This is a genomic window from Xanthomonas translucens pv. cerealis (genome assembly GCF_006838285.1).
In the GTDB taxonomy this organism is placed as follows: Bacteria; Pseudomonadota; Gammaproteobacteria; order Xanthomonadales; family Xanthomonadaceae; genus Xanthomonas_A; species Xanthomonas_A cerealis.
The window spans coordinates 4578397-4592442 of record NZ_CP038228.1; the positions used below are offsets into that span (position 1 = coordinate 4578397).

Consider the following 14046-nt stretch of genomic DNA (forward strand, 5'->3'; position numbering starts at 1 on the left):
CGCCGCGGTACTGCCGCCGGAGCCGACGCCTACGCTGCCGCCGTGCCGGGTCCGCGATCTCGGCCGCCAGCCCTATGAGCCGGTGTGGCGGGCGATGCAGCGCTTCACCGATACACGCGCGGAAGCCGATGCGGACGAACTGTGGGTAGTCGAGCACGAACCGGTGTTCACCCTCGGCCAGGCCGGCAAGCCCGAACACGTGCTGGCGCCCGGTGAAATCCCGGTGCTGCACGTGGACCGCGGCGGCCAGGTCACCTACCACGGCCCCGGCCAGTTGGTGGTGTATCCGCTACTGGACCTGCGCCGGCTGAAGATCGGGGTGCGCGACTACGTGTGCCGGATCGAGCAGGCCATCATCGACACGCTGGACGAATGGAACATCCTCGGCCAGCGCCGCGACGGCGCGCCCGGGGTCTACGTCGGCGCGGCCAAGGTCGCCGCGCTCGGCATCCGCGTGCGGCGCGGCTGCACCTTCCACGGCCTGTCGTTCAACGTGGCCATGGATCTGGAGCCGTTCCACCGGATCAACCCCTGTGGCTACCAGGGCTTGCAGGTGACCTCGGTGCTAGACTTGGGCGGTCCTTCCGGTATGCAGGCCGTCAAACCGGTGCTGCTGGCCCAACTGGCGTGCCAGTTCGGTCTGACCCTGCAGCCGCTCGACGCCCTGCCCGACCTCACGCTCACGCACGCCGCCTGACCGCCTGCCCGCCGACGACGCCATGACCCAGCCCAGCGCACGCTCCATCCCCTTGCAGGTCCTTTCCGGCGACAGCGCGTCCGCGCCGCTGCAGGCCGGCGTCAAACAGCTGGGCGGGGACAAGATCAACCGCTCGCCGGTGCAGTTCGCCGACGCGCCGGTGCTGCGCAAACCATCGTGGATCCGGGTGCGGATCCCGTCCGGCAACGCGGTGCAGACCCTCAAGGCAAAGCTGCGCGAGAACCGCCTGGTCACGGTCTGCGAAGAAGCCAGCTGCCCGAACATCCACGAGTGCTTCAGCCACGGCACCGCCACCTTCATGATCCTGGGCGAGGTCTGCACCCGCCGTTGCTCGTTTTGCGATGTCGCCCACGGCCGGCCCAAGCCGCCGGATGCGGGCGAGCCGGCCAGCCTGGCGCAGACCGTGGCCGACATGGGCCTGCGCTACGTGGTGGTGACCAGCGTCGATCGCGACGACCTGCGCGACGGCGGTGCCCAGCACTTCGCCGACTGCATCGGCGCGATCCGCGCCGCCGCGCCGGCCACCCGCATCGAGATCCTGACCCCGGACTTCCGCGGCAAGGGCCGCATGGACCGCGCGCTGGAGATCCTGGCGACCAATCCGCCGGACGTGTTCAACCACAACATCGAGACCGTGCCGGACCTGTACCCGAACGTGCGTCCCGGCGCCGACTACCAGTGGTCGCTGACCCTGCTGCAGAAGTTCAAGGCGCAGCACCCGTCCATCGCCACCAAGTCCGGGATCATGCTCGGCCTGGGCGAGACCATGGCGCAGGTGCAGGCCACGCTGCGCGACCTGCGCGCGCACGCCGTGGACATGGTCACCATCGGCCAGTACCTGCAGCCGACCGCGCACCACCACCCGGTGATGCGCTACTGGACGCCGGAGGAGTACACGGCGCTGGAGGAGTACGGCAACGCGCTGGGCTTCAGCCACGTCGCCTCCGGGCCGATGGTGCGCTCGTCGTATCACGCCGATCGGCAGGCTGCCGGCGCCGGCGTGGCGGCCTGAGTTCGCTTTGCGGCACTGCTTCCGGCGCCGCCCGTCGCGTCCTGGCGCTCGTCCAGGACGCCCGCCGTGGCGGCCGCCACGCCCGCCCGCAGTGCCTGCACCGGCGCCATTCACATTTCGCTACCTAGCCCCGGCTAGTCTGGTTCAGGAACAGGTGACACGGCCTGCAACTTGCGGCACTGTCGTGTTGTCTCACGCGATCTGCAGCCCCCCTGACGGCCTCGTGCCGAGAGTACGTAGATGAAATTCAAAGCTTCCGTCTTCCTGCTGGCGTTCGCGCTGACCACGCCGTTGGCGCTGTTCGCCCGCACCGATGCGCCGGCGCTGCCGGCGGCCTCGACCGCCGACCAGTCAACCACCGCCAAGCTGGTGTACGGGCTGCTCTCCGACAGCCGCTATGCCTACCGGCCGCGCGCGCTGGACGAAGCGACCTCGAAGGAAGTCTTCAAGAAGTACCTGGAGACGTTGGACGGCAGCAAGCAGTTCTTCACCCAGGTCGACGTGGACAAGTTCGCCGCGTTCCAGGCCAACCTTGGCAGCAATATCGCTTCCGGCCAGCTGGAGCCGGCGTTCCAGGTATTTGCCGTATACCGGCAGCGCGTGGACGAGCGCATCGGCTACGCGCGCAAGCTGCTCAAGCAGGACTTCGATTTCAACGGCAGCGAGAAGTTCGAGTACGACCGCAAGGACGTGTCGTGGCCCAAGGATGACCAGGAGCTTGACGAGCTGTGGCGCAAGTCGGTGATGAACGACTGGCTGCGGCTCAAGCTGGCCGGCAAGAAGTCCGAGGACATCCGCAAGACCCTGGACAAGCGCTACGCCAACCTCGCCGATTCGGTGAAGGAGCTGAAGAGCGAGGACGTGTTCCAGTTCTTCATGAACGCCTACACCAACACCGTCGATCCGCACACCGACTACTTCACCCCGCGCACCGCCGAGAACTTCAACCAGCAGATGTCGCTGTCGCTGGAAGGCATCGGCGCGCAGCTGCAGAAGCAGGACGACATGGTGGTGATCCGCGAGGTCATCCCCGGCGGCCCGGCCGCGGTGGACGGCACGCTGAAGCCGGGCGACCGCATCGTCGGCGTCGGCCAGGGCAAGGCCGGCCAGGTCGAGGACGTGATCGGCTGGCGCATCGACGACGTGGTGGCCAAGATCCGCGGCGACAAGGATACCCAGGTACGCCTGGAGTACATCCCGGCCGAGGCCGGCGTGGACGGCAAGCACCGCCAGTTGCTGCTGACCCGGCAGAAGGTGCGTCTGGCCGAACAGGCCGCCAAGGGCGAGACCATCACCCTGCCGGCGAAGGACGGCGAGCCGGCGCGGCGCGTCGGCGTGATCAAGCTGCCGGCGTTCTACCAGGACTTCGAGGGCCGCCGCCGCAACGCCAGCGATTACGCCTCGGCGACCCGCGACGTGGCCAAGCTGCTTGCCGGTTTCAAGACCGACAAGCTCGACGGCGTGGTGCTGGACCTGCGCAACAACGGCGGCGGTTCGCTGGACGAGGCGATCGAACTGACCGGCCTGTTCATCGAGCAGGGTCCGGTGGTGCAGGTGCGCGAATCCGGCGGCCGCGTCACCGTCAACAGCGACCAGAACCCGGGCGTGGCCTGGGACGGCCCGCTGGCCGTGCTGATCAACCGCGGTTCGGCTTCGGCGTCGGAGATCTTCGCCGGCGCCATCCAGGACTACGGCCGTGGCCTGATCATCGGCGAGACCAGCTTCGGCAAGGGCACGGTGCAGAACATCGTCGATCTGGACCGGTGGCCGGCCAACCAGAGCGACCGCTTCGGCCAGGTCAAGCTGACCATCGCCCAGTTCTTCCGGGTCAGCGGCAGCAGCACCCAGCACAAGGGCGTGGTGCCGGACATCGCGTTCCCGGCCAGCGTCGATGCCACCGAGTTCGGCGAGAGCACCTACCCCAACGCCTTGCCGTGGACCCGCATTGCCGCGGTGCCGCACACCCAGTACGGCAATTTCGCGCCGCTGCTGCCGAAGCTGGAGACGCTGCACGCCAGCCGCATCGCCAGCGACAAGGAATTCCAGTGGTGGGAAGAGGACGTGCAGCAGTTCCGCACCGAAGCGGCGAAGAAGTACGTGGTGCTCAACGAGGCCGAGCGCCGCGCCGAGCGCGAGAAGCAGGACGTGCAGCGCAAGCAGCGCCAGGAAATGCGCAAGCAGCTTGGCCTGCCGCTGGACCCGCTCGCCGACGACAGCAGCGACGACGGCCTGACTGGCAACGAGCGCGACATCATCAAGGACGCCGCGCGCGAGAAGCTGGTCGACAAGCGCCCAGATCCGCTGCTGCGCGAGTCGGCCTCGATCCTGGCCGATGCGCTGAACCTGCTGGAAAAGGACCACCCGCTGTCGGTGCAGGTGCTGCCGCAGTCCACCGGCCCGGGGCGCTGGGCCGACTGAGCCTGCGCTCCATCGCCGCGCGAACACGAACACGAACGCGCCATCGCCCAGCGGTGGCGCGTTTTTCGTTCGGCGTTCGCGTGGCGATGCGCGCCATCTCTTGCGTTCTGTGCTCCCGGTTCTGAACGCTGTGTCGCAGCCAGCGGCCAGTCACGGTACCGGCGATCGCACTGCAGGACGGCCTCAGGTTGCCTCGGGCCCTCAGGCGGCCCGACAGGCTCTTTGTAGTGGCTTCAGCCGCGACAACGTCCGAAGCCGGAAGGCCCGCCGCTGCGCTCGTCGCGACTGCAGTCCCGACTGCATGCCCGTTCGGAACATTCACCACTGCGCTCGTCGCGGCTGAAGACAGTTGCTCCTACAAGTGCGGATCAGCTGGATCGAACGCTGCGCTAGCCCAGCGCCTGCCACAGCTGATGCATACCCAACACCAGCAAGGTCAGGAAGAACACCCGGCGGAACGCCTCGGCGGAAATATGCTGGCGCAGGCGCGTGCCCAGCCACATGCCCAGCGCGGTCGGCAGTAGCGCCAGCAGCGAAGGACCGAGCGCGTCACGCGCAAACGCGCCGTGCCAGGCCAGCGCAGTGGCGAGCGCCAGCGTGGCGGTGAAGAAGCAGTAGCCCAGCGCGCGCATCAACGTCTCCCGCGGCAGGCCGAGCGCGACCAGATAGGGCAGGGCCGGCAGCACGAACGCGCCGGTGGCGCCGGTCAGCAGGCCGGTCGCCAATCCGGCCGCCGGCCCCGCCCACGGTTGGTGCCGTGGCGGCAGCCGGCCTTGCCAACGGCTCAGCCCGAGCAGCGCATACAGCGCCAGCAAGCCGCCGAGTCCGCCGCGCGCCAGCGCCGGATCGGCGCCGACCAGGATGCCGGCGCTGAGCCAGGTGCCGATCACCAGCGTCGCCAGCAATGGCCACAGCCGTTGCAGCAACGCCACCGCGCCGTCGCCCCAGGCCTGCTGCAGGTTGGTCAGTAGCGACGGCAATACCAGCAGCGCGGCCGCCTCGGGAGGCGCCAGCCACAGCCCCAGCAAGCCCATCGCCACCGTCGGCAGGCCGGTGCCGGCGACGCCTTTGACCAGGCCGGCCAGGCAGAACACGGCGGCGATCGGCAGCAGATGCGGGATGAGCGATTGCATGCCTGCAGCATCGGCCATGCAGCGGCGCCGGACAATGCGCAATCGCTTCAGGCAGACTTCGGCAGCGACGAAGGCTGGAGCGGCGCTGCACCTGGATTTCATCGATTTGCGGCTGTGCGTGGCGGTGGCCGAGGCCGGCAGCATCACCGGCGGCGCGGAACGGGCCGCGTTGTCGCTGGCCGCAGCCAGCGCGCGCATCCGCGCGCTGGAACTGCAGGTCGGGGCGGCACTGTTCGCGCGCGGCCGCCGCGGCGTGAGCCTGACCGCGGCTGGCGCCGCGCCGCGGCGGCCGATGCGCTGCGCGAGGAGCGTGCCGACCTGGCGGTGAGCCGGCAATGCCGACCTGGCCGGTCTGCACGCGCAGGCGTTCCGGCAAAACCGGCGGGTGCTGGTGGCGGCGGCCACGCATCCGCTGGCGCGCGCGCCGCAGCTGCGCCTGGCGCAGCTATGGCAGGCGCAATTCCTCGGCCTGGCCGACGACAGCGCGCTGCAACAGCACCTGCGCACGCAGGCCGCGCGCGCCGGCGGCCTGCTGCGCATCCGTGCCCACGTGCACGGCATCGAGCCGCTGTGCCGGATGCTGGCGCGCGGCGCCGGCGTGGCGATCCTGCCGCAGGCCGCGCTGGCCCGGGTCAGCGGGCGCGAACAGCTGGTCGCGGTGCCGTTGCAGGAGCCGTGGGCGGCGCGGCAGTTGTCGATCGTGTAGCGGCCCGCACCCGCACCGGCGCCGGCAGTGCGTCAGGTGCTGGACTGGCTGTGTGCGCATGCCGACGCTGCAGCGGCTGCCGGCGCGGGATGACTCCCACGCGCGCAAGCGATGCACCTCACTGCGGCCAGGCGAACTCGGCTTCCACCGGGAAGTGGTCCGATGGCCAATGTCCCTGCGGGCGCCCATCAAGCGTGGCGAAATGGGTGGCGCGCAGTCCGCGCGACAGGATCCAGTCGATGCGCCGGTCGGGATGGCCGGTGAAATCGTGGAAGGTCGCTTCCGGTCCCTGCGCGTGCGGCGCCTGCTTGCGCGCGTCGGCCAGCGCCGGGACCAGGGTGCGGTAGGTCGGCGAATCCGGCGCGGTGTTGAAGTCGCCGGTGACTACCACCGGAACGTCGGCCGGCAAGGCCTGCAGGCGTGAGAGGATCAGCGCGGCGCCCTTGGCGCGTGCCGTTTCGTCCTCGTCGCGATACGGCAGATGGGTGTCGAACAGATAGAAACGGCGCCCGTCGGCGACGCGCTCGAACAGCCCCCAGTTCACCATCCGCGGCAGCGGGTGGCCCCAGCTGATGCTGCCCACCACCGCCGGCGTGTCCGACAGCCAGAAATCGCCCGATTCCAGCAGTTTCAGCCGGCGGCTGTCGTAGAACACGCCCATGCGCTCGCCGTCCTCGCTGCTGTCGCGGCTGCGCCCGAACCAGCGGTAGTCGGGCAGTTGCGCGGCCAGGTAATCGGCCTGCCGCTTGACCAGCTCCTGGGTGCCGAACACATCCGGATGCTGCGCGCGGATCAGCGCCGCCATCGCGCTGCGGCGGATCTCCCAGCGCTTGTCGCCGTCGCTATCGACCGGCACGCGCACGTTGAAGCTCATCACCTTGAGCGTGGCCGGCGCGTCGTGCGCTGCGGCGCGCGCCTGCGCCGGGGCGAGCACGGCGCCCAGTGCGAGCAACAGCAGCAATCCAAGCGAACGCGGGGAGAACAGCAATTTGGACATGGCGACAGCTCTGGTGGCGAGGGATCGTGCCAATGCTGGCATGCCGATGTGACCGTCATCCAGTCGCCTGCCGTGTCGCGCACGCAGCGCCAGGACGCTTGCATTGGCGCACGCCGCGCGCGGCGGAAACCGCCCGCCGTGCATCGGCGCAGCACTTGACGCCTTCGCCCATCGGCGTAGCATTTTCGCCCTGCCGAGGGACAGACCCGCGGCGACTCCAATCACCGTGAGGGATGCTCATGGAATACGACTATCTGGTGTTCATCGGGCGCTTCGAGCCCTTCCACAACGGCCACGCCGCCGTTGCCCGCCACGCCCTGGCGCGTGCGCACAAACTCATCTTCCTGGTCGGCTCGGCCGAGACCCCGCGCACCATCCGCAATCCGTGGACGGTGGCCGAACGCAACGTCATGATCCAGGCCGCGCTCGAGGGCGCCGGCGAGCGCCTGATCCTGCGCCCGCTGCGCGACCACCTGTACAACGAGAGCCAATGGATCGCCTCGGTGCAGTCGGCGGTGGCCCAGGCGGTGCGCGCCGATGGCGGCGGCGCCGAGGCGCGCATCGGCCTGGTCGGCATGGACAAGGACGCCAGCAGCTATTACCTGCGCGAGTTCCCGCAGTGGCCGCTGGTCGATGTGCAGCATACCGAAACCCTGTCGGCCACCGAACTGCGCCGCTACCTGTTCGAGGCCGGCAGTATCGACTTCCACGGCGCGCTGCTGATGCTGCGCGGCAACGTGCCGGCGCCGGTGTTCGACATGCTCGAGGCGTTCCGCAAGAACTCGCCGTCGTATGCGGAACTGCTGTCCGAATACCAGTTCATCGAGCAATACCGCGCGGCCTGGAAGGAGGCACCGTATCCGCCTACCTTCGTCACCGCCGATGCGGTGGTGGTGCATTCGGGCCATGTGCTGCTGGTGCGGCGCCGCGCCGCGCCGGGCAAGGGGCTGTGGGCGCTGCCGGGCGGCTTCGTCGGCCAGCACGAGAGTATCTTCGATGCCTGCCTGCGCGAACTGCGCGAGGAAACCCGGCTGAAGATCCCGGTGCCGGTGCTGAAGGGCTCGCTGAAGAACCGCCACGTGTTCGACCACCCCGAGCGCAGCCTGCGCGGGCGCACCATCACCCACGCGTTCCACTTCGAATTCACCTTCGGCGAACTGCCCGAGGTGCGCGGCGGCGACGATGCCGACAAGGCGCGCTGGATCCCGGTCAGCGAAGTGCTCGGCATGGGGCCGAAACTGTTCGAAGACCACCTGCACCTGCTCGAATTCTTCCTGGGCCGCGGTTGACCGCAGCCTGTCCCGGCCGGCGGACAGACCGCTGGCCTTTCCTCGACGCGAAGGAGCTTCCCGTCATGCAATGCCTGAACAACCTGCTGCTCAACACCGACAGCTACAAGGCCAGCCATTGGCTGCAATATCCGGCCGGCACCGATGCCACGTTCTTCTACGTGGAATCGCGCGGCGGCGTCTACGACCGCACCGTGTTCTTCGGCCTGCAATCGATCCTCAAGGAGACGCTGGGCCGCGCCGTCACGCATGCCGACATCGACGAAGCGCGCGACTTGTTCGCCGCGCACGGCGAGCCGTTCAACGAGGCCGGCTGGCGCGACATCGTCGATCGCCTCGGCGGGCGGTTGCCGATCCGCATCCGGGCGGTGCCCGAGGGCAGCGTGGTGCCGACCCACAACGCGCTGATGACCATCGAGTCCACCGACGCGCAGGCCTACTGGGTGCCGTCGTACCTGGAAACGCTGCTGCTGCGCATCTGGTATCCGGTCACCGTGGCCACGGTCAGCTGGCACGCCAAGCAGACCCTCCGCCAGTTCCTGGAACGCACCAGCGACGACCCGGAGGGGCAGTTGCCGTTCAAGCTGCACGACTTCGGCGCGCGCGGCGTGTCCAGCCTGGAGTCGGCGGCGATCGGCGGCGCCGCGCACCTGGTCAACTTCCTCGGCACCGATACCGTGTCCGGATTGCTGCTGGCGCGCGCGCACTACCACGAGCCGATGGCCGGCTATTCGATCCCCGCCGCCGAGCACAGCACCATCACCAGCTGGGGCCGCGCGCGCGAAGTGGACGCATACCGCAACATGCTCAAGCAGTTCGGCAAACCCGGCGGCATCGTCGCGGTGGTGTCCGACAGCTACGACATCTTCCATGCGATCCGCGAACACTGGGGCACCACGCTGCGCGAGGAAGTGATCGCCTCCGGCGCCACCGTGGTGATCCGCCCCGATTCCGGCGACCCGGTGGCGGTGGTGCACCAGTGCCTGGAACTGCTCGACGAGGCCTTCGGCCACCGCGTCAACGGCAAGGGCTACAAGGTGCTCAACCACGTGCGCGTGATCCAGGGCGACGGGGTCAACCCGACCAGCATCCGCGCGATCCTGGAGCGCGTCACCAGCGCCGGCTACGCCACCGACAACGTCGCCTTCGGCATGGGCGGCGCGCTGCTGCAGCGGCTGGACCGCGACACCCAGAAGTTCGCGCTGAAGTGCTCGGCCGCACGCGTGGACGGCACCTGGATCGACGTCTACAAGGATCCGGTCACCGACAAGGGCAAGCTCAGCAAGCGCGGCCGCATGAGCCTGCTGCGCCACCGCGAGTACGGCGGCTACCGCACCGAGCCGGTGCCGGCCACGGCGGCATCGCTGGACGCGCTGGCGCGGCCCGCCGGCTACGAAGACGCGATGGTCACGGTGTGGGAGAACGGCCGCCTGCTGCACGACTGGAGCCTGGCGCAGGTGCGCGAGCGCGCGAACGCCGCGCGTCTGTAGGTGTCGGCAGGGATGCCGGCATGGAGTGCGCGCCGCCGCTGAGCGGCGCCTCGCCCCTGTTCCCGCACTGGTGTCGGCATGCCGCACCTGGTGGCGGGTGCCGGCCGCCGCCGTTGTCGCGGTCTGGTGTGCATCCTGCAGCACACGGCGGCAATGCCGGCTATCCACGCTGGGCACGCCAGTGCGGTGCGGGCACGGTGATCTTCCGCGAGTTCTCGCGGCTCGGCGACGGCTACCGCAGCGGCCTGCTGCGGCTGGACCTGTCGCTGCAGCCGGCAGCGCTCGCTAACCGCGGGATGAGCGCATGCGGCGGCATCAAGGCCGTCTCGACACGCTTGCGGCTATGCTTGGCCGGTTCCTTCCTTCCGGTCCATGGCCATGTCCGCCTCTTCCAATGTCCTCGCCTTTCCCGCGCTCGTGCTGGTCGCGATCGGCCTGAGCGGTTGCTTCGCCCGCAAACAGGACAACCTGGTGAAGGAAACCTTCAATTCAGACAACACCTATTCGCGCAGCTATCCGGTACAGCCGGGCCAGGCCTGCGAATCGGCGCGGCGCGCGCTGCTGAGCCAGGGCTACGTAGTGGCCAAGGCTACCGCCGATGCGGTCGAGGGCACCAAGAACTTCCAGCCCAACCAGGATTCGCACGAGCAGCTGGAACTGCGCGTGTCGTGCGTGGCGCATGGCCAGGACGAATCCTGGGTGTTCGTCAGCGCGCTGCAGGACCGTTATGCGCTGAAGAAGAGCGCGACCTCGGCCAGCGTCGGCGTCGGCGTGCTCGGCTCGGTGTCGCTGCCGGTCGGCAGCAGCGACGACTCGCTGGTGCGCGTGGCCAGCAGTACGGTGCAGGACGGCGATTTCTACAAGCGTTTCTTCGAACTCATGGCGCAGTACCTGCCCAAGGCCAAACCGGCTGCGCCCCCGCAGCCGCCGCCGGCTGCAGCGGCCAAGCCCGAGCCGGCTGCCGCGGTATCGGCGCCGGCACCGGCAGCAGTGCCGACGCCGGTGGCGGAAGTCGCGCCCGTGCCTGCCGCCGCCGCTGCGGTCGGCGACGGCACCACGCCGCGCTGAAGTATGCGTTCATCCGCCGCTGTGGAAGCTGAATAGCGGGATTTCGCTTCACGATTCATTCCCAATCGCGGTGCAAAGGTGGCGCCGTCGGGAGTGCGATGCCTGTTACAGGCATCGGCTCCGCCACCCAGGAGCAACCAGCATGAATACTTTCAAATCCGCTTTGTGTCTCGGCGTCCTCGCCATTGCCACGACTGCCGCGCCGCTGGCGCAGGCCCAGCGCCATTACGGGCCGGAAGACGCCGGACGCCGCTTCAACGACGGCACCCGCGTGCACTGCAAGAAGGTCGCATTGCAGAAGAACAACACCGACCCCGACCGCATCGGCGGCACCTTGGCCGGCGCAGCGATCGGTGGCCTGCTCGGCAACCAGATCGGCAAGGGCGATGGCAAGAAGCTGGCCACGGTCGGCGGTGCGGTCGCTGGTGGCGCCACCGGGCGCTATATCCAGGGTCAGCGCCAGCAGGCCAACGGCAACCGTCGCGTCGAGACCGACTGCAGGCGCTACTGAGGCCATGCCGCGATCGGCCATCGCGGCGCCCTCGGCAAGTAAGCAAGCACGCCCCGGCGGACAGCATCCGCCGGGGCGTTTTGCGTTGCGGCGGCATGCGGGCGTGGATGCGGGTCGCCGGGATGATGATGCAACGCCGCCCGCGCGTGGCTCGCTTAGGGCCGACAGGCAATAGTGCTTTTTTGTGGGAGCGACTTCAGGTGCGACGGGGCTTTACCGGGGATGCCCGTCGCGACTGAAGTCGCTTCCACAAGTGACGTCGGTCGGGATCGAGAATGCGCTAGCGACCGACCAGGGCACGCAGCGCCGGCCCCAACTCCGGATAACGAAACACATAGCCTTCCTGCTGCGCCCGTGTCGGCAATACCCGCTGGCTGCCGAGCAACAGGTCGGCCATCTCGCCGAAGGCCAGGCGCAGCGCTGCTGCCGGCGCCGGCAGCAGCGCCGGCCGGTGCAACGCCTGGCCCAACTGCTGCGCGAAATCGGCATTGGTCGCTGGCGTCGGTGCGGTGGCGTTGTAGGCGCCGTCGCCGCCGTGCTGCAGCAGCCACAGCAACAGGCCGACGTGATCGTCGCGATGGATCCAGCTCATCCATTGCCGGCCGTCGCCCATGCGCCCGCCCAGGCCGAGCCGGAACGGCGGCAGCATCCGCGCCAGCGCGCCGCCGTCGCCGCCGAGCACCACCCCGGTCCGCACCAGACTGGTCCGCAGGCCCAGCGCCTGCGCATGCAGCGCCTCGGTTTCCCAGTCGCGGCACAGCTGCGCGGAAAAATCCGCGCCGGCCGCGCTGCGCTCGTCGAGCAGGTCGTCGCCGCGGTCGCCGTAGTAGCCGATCGCCGAGCCGGAGAGCAGGCAGGCGGGACGTTGCACCGGGTCCAGTTGCGCGATCCAGTCGAGCAGCGTGCGGGTGGTGCCGATGCGTGAGGTCCGGAAGCGGCGCTTGCGGGTTTCGTTCCAGCGGCCTTCGCTGAGCGGTTCGCCGGCGAGATTGATCACCGCCTGCGCCGGTGCCGCGTCCTGCAGGGTTTCCAGCGCCTGCACGCCGGGCAGCGTGCGCGCCGCGCGTGCGGCGTCGCGCGTGAGCACGGTGACCTGGTGGCCGGCCTGAAGCAAGGCGGGGCAGAGGGCGCGGCCGATGAAGCCGGTGCCGCCGGTGACGAGCACATGCATGACGCTGGTTCCGCTAGCGGGGAGCGGCAGTGTAGGGTTGGCCGGCATTGCTGTGGAGTGAATACGCATGCCGATGCTCGCCATGCGCATCGCCAAGGCGTACCGCTTCGTGGCGCGTGCACCGCGCACGCGTCACGCTGCGCGTCCGCACCCGTACCTGTGCAGGCGGCCTTGCGTCCTGCCGCTGTCCTTCTTTCGCATCTGCCATGCTCGCGCCATGACCGTCCCGACTCCGAACCCGCCAGCGCCGCGTCGACCCGGTTTCGCCGCGCGCCTGGTGCTGGCACTGGCACTGGCCAGCGGCGGTGCGCTCGCCGCGGCGCCGGAACCGGCCGGCCAGGCCAGCGCCGACTGTCTGGCCGCGTTGCTGCGCCAACTCGGCTGGCGCATCGACAGCACGCCTGCCGCGCAGCCGCGGCTGTTGCCGGGCACGCCCTGCGCACGCAGCTCGCTGGCCGACGCACAGGCGCACGGCGATCTGCAGGCGGCGTTGCCGGCGCAGTGGAGCGAGACCCAACGACGCGACGCGCTGCGCGCGCTGTTGCAGGCGCCGGCCACGCAATGCGGCTATTTCCTGCTGCTCGGCGCGGCCACCCAGCGTGCGGTGATGCATCTGCAAGGCAACCCCGGCTACCGCTTCAGCGCGCTGCAGCTGGGTTGGATCGGATTCGGCGCGGGCGGCGCGCGCCGGCAGGGCTGGCAGCGCTTCCGCAGCTTCGGCCGCGGTTATCGTCCGGCGCAGGGCAATGCGCGCGCGATCGAGGCGTTCTACAGCGGCCACGTGCGCTCGGAGTGCGGCGTCGGCCGGCAGATCGCGCAGCTGGCCACGCAGCGCGAGCTGTACGGCGCTGCCGGCTTCGATCGTGCGTTCAGCGCCGGGGAACTGTCGATCGGCACCTTCCTCACCCTGCACGACACCGATAGCATCCTGCTCGGCGCGTACGCTGGCGCGTTCTTCGCCGACGGCAAGGCGGTCAAGACCGCGCAATTGGGCGGCGCTGCCTTCCTGGGCGCGCCCGGCTTCATCGCCCATGTGTTCGAACGCCGCTACCTGGACGACATCAACAACCAGGCGGAGAACTTCGTGGTGGTGGCGGTCGGCGCCGAGGCGGCGGCGGCGTTGCGCCGGCATGGCGGCTTGGCCTACTACGACGCCAGCAACCGACGCATCTGGGAACTGTCGCAGGCGCTGCGCGGACCCGGCCGCAAGCGTTTCGAGAAACTGTTGTTCGAGCGCGATCCGGTGCTGCGCGCGACGCTGTCGCCGGCGCAAGGCAGTGTCCTGACGCAACTCGATGCGCTGCTCGACGATCCCTTCTACCGCGGCTTCGAGGTGTACGTGCACCCCATGGGCAGCAAGCCGATCGGCTACCACGTGGCGCGCCTGCTGGACCGCAATCCGCGCACCCCGTTCGCGATCGAGCTGACCCTGCACAACCTGCATACCACCTTGTACCGGCGTTGGCGCGACCAGCAGTTGCGCGATTGCGCGCAGGCGGCGCAGGCGCGATCGCCTTAGCTGCGCGTCAGCCG

At 69.4% G+C, this 14046-nt stretch carries 11 protein-coding genes and 1 pseudogene; 9 read left to right on the forward strand and 3 right to left on the reverse strand.

The genetic code is table 11. From position 1 onward, the window contains the following. The first annotated feature begins 10 nt into the window (after nt 1–10). The 3 genes from lipB (at nt 11) to E4A48_RS20180 (ending at nt 4148) form a co-directional block, all read left to right on the forward strand. Complete coding sequence (lipB, locus tag E4A48_RS20170) at nt 11–697, forward strand: lipoyl(octanoyl) transferase LipB (RefSeq protein WP_068814062.1); 687 nt, start codon at nt 11–13, stop codon at nt 695–697. Between the two features lie 22 nt (nt 698–719). Next, nucleotides 720–1730 carry a lipoyl synthase gene (gene lipA / locus E4A48_RS20175; RefSeq protein WP_142743053.1) on the forward strand — a complete coding sequence of 337 codons (1011 nt, stop codon included), beginning with the start codon at nt 720–722 and terminating at the stop codon, nt 1728–1730. A 240-nt stretch (nt 1731–1970) separates the two neighbouring features. Next, complete coding sequence (locus E4A48_RS20180) at nt 1971–4148, forward strand: carboxy terminal-processing peptidase (RefSeq protein ID WP_039006052.1); 2178 nt, start codon at nt 1971–1973, stop codon at nt 4146–4148. 389 nt (nt 4149–4537) lie between these two features. Here the strand turns inward: E4A48_RS20180 and E4A48_RS20185 are convergent, their stop codons facing one another. Beyond that, the gene (locus E4A48_RS20185) at nt 4538–5281 is read right to left on the reverse strand and encodes a sulfite exporter TauE/SafE family protein (RefSeq protein ID WP_260608012.1); all 744 of its coding nucleotides are present in this window, start codon (nt 5279–5281) and stop codon (nt 4538–4540) included. An 85-nt stretch (nt 5282–5366) separates the two neighbouring features. Between E4A48_RS20185 and E4A48_RS20190 the strand changes: the two are divergent. Then, nucleotides 5367–6080: pseudogene (locus E4A48_RS20190) on the forward strand (LysR family transcriptional regulator). Between the two features lie 25 nt (nt 6081–6105). Here the strand turns inward: E4A48_RS20190 and E4A48_RS20195 are convergent. Beyond that, nucleotides 6106–6984 carry an endonuclease/exonuclease/phosphatase family protein gene (locus E4A48_RS20195; RefSeq protein WP_039006050.1) on the reverse strand — a complete coding sequence of 293 codons (879 nt, stop codon included), beginning with the start codon at nt 6982–6984 and terminating at the stop codon, nt 6106–6108. A 233-nt stretch (nt 6985–7217) separates the two neighbouring features. Between E4A48_RS20195 and E4A48_RS20200 the strand changes: the two genes are divergently transcribed. The 4 genes from E4A48_RS20200 to E4A48_RS20215 all read left to right on the forward strand — a co-directional run bounded on the left by E4A48_RS20200 (nt 7218) and on the right by E4A48_RS20215 (nt 11342). After that, on the forward strand, nt 7218–8273 hold the full coding sequence (locus E4A48_RS20200) for a bifunctional nicotinamide-nucleotide adenylyltransferase/Nudix hydroxylase (protein ID WP_142743055.1): 1056 nt from the start codon (nt 7218–7220) through the stop codon (nt 8271–8273). A gap of 65 nt (nt 8274–8338) precedes the next feature. Continuing rightward, on the forward strand, nt 8339–9763 hold the full coding sequence (locus E4A48_RS20205) for a nicotinate phosphoribosyltransferase (RefSeq protein ID WP_039006047.1): 1425 nt from the start codon (nt 8339–8341) through the stop codon (nt 9761–9763). A gap of 378 nt (nt 9764–10141) precedes the next feature. Then, on the forward strand, nt 10142–10831 hold the full coding sequence (locus E4A48_RS20210; protein ID WP_142743056.1) for a DUF2242 domain-containing protein: 690 nt from the start codon (nt 10142–10144) through the stop codon (nt 10829–10831). Between the two features lie 142 nt (nt 10832–10973). After that, nucleotides 10974–11342: a glycine zipper 2TM domain-containing protein gene (locus E4A48_RS20215; RefSeq protein ID WP_142743057.1), complete on the forward strand. Its 369-nt coding sequence runs from the start codon at nt 10974–10976 to the stop codon at nt 11340–11342. A 280-nt stretch (nt 11343–11622) separates the two neighbouring features. Here E4A48_RS20215 and E4A48_RS20220 read toward each other — a convergent pair whose 3' ends face one another. Next, entirely contained in the window at nt 11623–12513 is an 891-nt protein-coding gene (locus E4A48_RS20220) for a TIGR01777 family oxidoreductase (protein ID WP_142743058.1), read from the reverse strand. A 217-nt stretch (nt 12514–12730) separates the two neighbouring features. Between E4A48_RS20220 and E4A48_RS20225 the strand changes: the two genes are divergently transcribed. Beyond that, nucleotides 12731–14032 carry a hypothetical protein gene (locus E4A48_RS20225; RefSeq protein ID WP_142743059.1) on the forward strand — a complete coding sequence of 434 codons (1302 nt, stop codon included), beginning with the start codon at nt 12731–12733 and terminating at the stop codon, nt 14030–14032. Nucleotides 14033–14046 lie beyond the last annotated feature (14 nt).

Excerpts from the sequence above, each read along its gene's own strand:
- lipA (WP_142743053.1), top strand. The coding sequence starts at position 720 with ATGACCCAGCCCAGCGCACGCTCCATCCCCTTGCAGGTCCTTTCCGGC.
- E4A48_RS20180 (WP_039006052.1), top strand. The coding sequence starts at position 1,971 with ATGAAATTCAAAGCTTCCGTCTTCCTGCTGGCGTTCGCGCTGACCACG.
- E4A48_RS20185 (WP_260608012.1), bottom strand. The coding sequence starts at position 5,281 with ATGCAATCGCTCATCCCGCATCTGCTGCCGATCGCCGCCGTGTTCTGC.
- E4A48_RS20195 (WP_039006050.1), bottom strand. The coding sequence starts at position 6,984 with ATGTCCAAATTGCTGTTCTCCCCGCGTTCGCTTGGATTGCTGCTGTTG.
- E4A48_RS20200 (WP_142743055.1), top strand. The coding sequence starts at position 7,218 with ATGCTCATGGAATACGACTATCTGGTGTTCATCGGGCGCTTCGAGCCC.
- E4A48_RS20205 (WP_039006047.1), top strand. The coding sequence starts at position 8,339 with ATGCAATGCCTGAACAACCTGCTGCTCAACACCGACAGCTACAAGGCC.
- E4A48_RS20210 (WP_142743056.1), top strand. The coding sequence starts at position 10,142 with ATGTCCGCCTCTTCCAATGTCCTCGCCTTTCCCGCGCTCGTGCTGGTC.
- E4A48_RS20215 (WP_142743057.1), top strand. The coding sequence starts at position 10,974 with ATGAATACTTTCAAATCCGCTTTGTGTCTCGGCGTCCTCGCCATTGCC.
- E4A48_RS20220 (WP_142743058.1), bottom strand. The coding sequence starts at position 12,513 with ATGCATGTGCTCGTCACCGGCGGCACCGGCTTCATCGGCCGCGCCCTC.
- E4A48_RS20225 (WP_142743059.1), top strand. The coding sequence starts at position 12,731 with ATGACCGTCCCGACTCCGAACCCGCCAGCGCCGCGTCGACCCGGTTTC.